The sequence below is a fragment of the Sebaldella sp. S0638 genome, assembly GCF_024158605.1.
GTDB lineage: Bacteria > Fusobacteriota > Fusobacteriia > Fusobacteriales > Leptotrichiaceae > Sebaldella.
In genome coordinates, this window is the sequence record NZ_JAMZGM010000219.1 from 1 (window position 1) to 2472 (window position 2472).

General features: G+C 34.9%; 3 protein-coding genes and 1 pseudogene. All 4 read left to right on the plus strand.

The window, feature by feature from the left end; genetic code table 11:
- Positions 1–561: phage tail tube protein (locus NK213_RS19710; protein ID WP_253352513.1), on the plus strand; the 561-nt coding region annotated here is incomplete at its 5' end.
- 12 nt (positions 562–573) lie between these two features.
- Positions 574–1164, plus strand: coding sequence for a hypothetical protein (locus tag NK213_RS19715; RefSeq protein ID WP_253352515.1), 591 nt, complete (start codon positions 574–576; stop codon positions 1162–1164).
- Positions 1165–1256: 92 nt separating this feature from the next.
- The gene (locus tag NK213_RS20555; RefSeq protein ID WP_256478849.1) at positions 1257–1391 is read left to right on the plus strand and encodes a hypothetical protein; all 135 of its coding nucleotides are present in this window, start codon (positions 1257–1259) and stop codon (positions 1389–1391) included.
- Positions 1392–1402: 11 nt separating this feature from the next.
- Positions 1403–2472: pseudogene (locus tag NK213_RS19720) on the plus strand (hypothetical protein); the annotation flags it as partial.

Sequence of the window (2472 nt, forward strand, 5' to 3'; positions counted from 1 at the left end):
TCAATAAACATAAGTACATCAATAGCAGCCTATGTAACAGCGACAGCCAGCATGATAGGAATGGATTTTACAACAAACAGTACAGGGTATACAGGAATAGAAATAGCCCCTGCAGGCGAGCCTTTAATCTGCCTTGGAACAACAATAAAACAGGCAGGAACAGATATAACTTCCAAAGTGGAAAGTATAGATATAACAGTAGATAATAAACTTGAAGGAAAACAAGCATTAAATTCAGAATATTACAAGGCAATAAGACAGGGAGAACGTGGAAGTGTAGGAATATCAATGACCTTTAATGAATTTGACAAACCAACATACATACAGGATTTAAGTGATATAAAATCAAATTCATCTTATGAAATAATAACAGAATTTGCAGAAAGAGGCAATCCAGCCAAAATATTCAGAATGACATTTCCAAATTGTAAAGTAACCAAATCAGAGAGAACGGACATAGGAGGAGCCGGAGGATTAACAAAAGAAGTATCAGCATATTATGATGAAACAGAAAAAACACCGGTAAAAATAGAAATATTAGATTACGCAAGTATTCTGTAATAAGGTGATGATATGGCTAAAAAGAATATAAATGTAATAGACAGAAGTAAGGATAAACCTGCTTCTGTCTCTGAGAAAAAAGCAAATATTGAAAAGAAATATGACAATGAAAAACTGAAGGTAGATAATAAAAATCCCGATAATAAGGATTTAAGAAATACAGGTCGGCATATAAAAGAGGAGATTCAAAAGAATGAATCACCGGTAATACCTGAGCAGAAAATAACGGATATAAGGACCTATGGATCAGATAAAGATTACATAGTGGTGGAGTTAGTCGGGAAATACAGAAATATGTGGAACTATCTTACAAAGCCTGAAGTAATAAGAAGAATAAAGGAGAACAGTAAGGATATAGAGATAATTCCGATAGAATATAACTTTACAGAAAGTAAGGAAGTGGAATTCCTGTTCTCACAGCTAAATGAAATATTTTTAAATGGTGTAAGTACTGAAGTAAGTATGGAGAACTTACAGAAATTTGGAGACAGACACGGAGAAATATTAAGTAAGGCAATATTGGAATTAATGACAGAAAACATGGTACAGCTAAAAAAGTATCAGGCCGGAATTTTGACAATTCATATGCTAGGGCGTGTCTGAATATAGTAAAAGGACATGAGACAACAGATGAAGCGTTAGAAAAAGTAATAAGTGATGTACGTAGATATAGAATATATTTTGGCTTGGCAGGTATGGGTGATAGATATGAAATAAAGCATTTACCTTTAAATACTTCAATAGATAATCATCCTTACTGGCTGGTAAACAAACTAAAATATATACTAGACAGACTAAATACAGCATGTATAGAAAATAAACCAAAGTAAGGAGGCACAAAGTGGAACAGGACAGAATAGAAACGGTCTTAAGCGTTGTAGATAACTATACAAGAGAAATAGAAAGATACAGGACTGAATTAAATACCGTAACCCGTCAGATAAATAACATGGGAAATACATCAGGCGGAGCAACATCAGGAGTTCAGAAACTAATGGCTTCCTTAGGAGGAGTAAAAGGAATTCTGGCCGGACTAGGAATAGCAGTAGGAATAAGAGAACTAGGAAAATTGGGAATACAGTGTATAAACTCAGCGAGTGATATAAAGGAACTGGATAACGTATTACAGCAAGTATTTGGTAAAGGTAAAGAAGATATAGCCAAGTGGGCAGAAGGAGTGAGTACTGATGTAGGGAGAGCCTCTTATCAGTTACAAAAGTTCGCTTCTGTATACGGAAGTATATTTAAAGGGTCAGGAATAAAAACAGAAGATTTTCAGGATATGTCAGTTTCCTTATCCCAGTTAACAGCAGATTTCTCATCATTTTTCAATGTTGCAGATGAAGAAGCTTTTACAGCAATTAAAGCAGGGATAACAGGAGAGACCGAACCATTAAAAAGATTCGGGATAATCCTAAATGAGACAACAGCGGCAGAATATGCTCTTGCAAGCGGAATAAAAACTAAATGGAAAGAAATGTCAGAAGCACAAAAACAGTTAGTAAGATATAACTTTCTGATGGAAAAAACTAATTTTATACAAGGAGATGCTGAGCGAACAATAGATGCATATGCCAATCAGTTAAAAGTAATGGAAGCATATATAGATAATATATCAAGAGCTTTCGGACAGAAATTTATTCCAGCCGGTGAAGGAGTACTAGGTGTAATAAATAATATGCTTGGCGCTATAGACAGAATGGTAGATACCAAAAGTGTAGATGACTATGCCATGCAATTCTATGGAGTAAAGACCGAATTGGAGGGTCTTTATGCACAATATAGCCAATTATCTCAAATAGAAGGAAGAAGTCCTGACCAGGAAAAAGAAAGGCTGGCAATATATCAGGATATAGCCGAAATAGCACCAGAAATAGTAGGAGTAATAAGTAACGAGGCAAGTGAATATAA

What these genes read in the sequence shown, in the direction of transcription:
- NK213_RS20555 (WP_256478849.1), top strand. Translation starts at nt 1,257, where the DNA reads ATGGGTGATAGATATGAAATAAAGCATTTACCTTTAAATACTTCAATA.
- NK213_RS19715 (WP_253352515.1), top strand. Translation starts at nt 574, where the DNA reads ATGGCTAAAAAGAATATAAATGTAATAGACAGAAGTAAGGATAAACCT.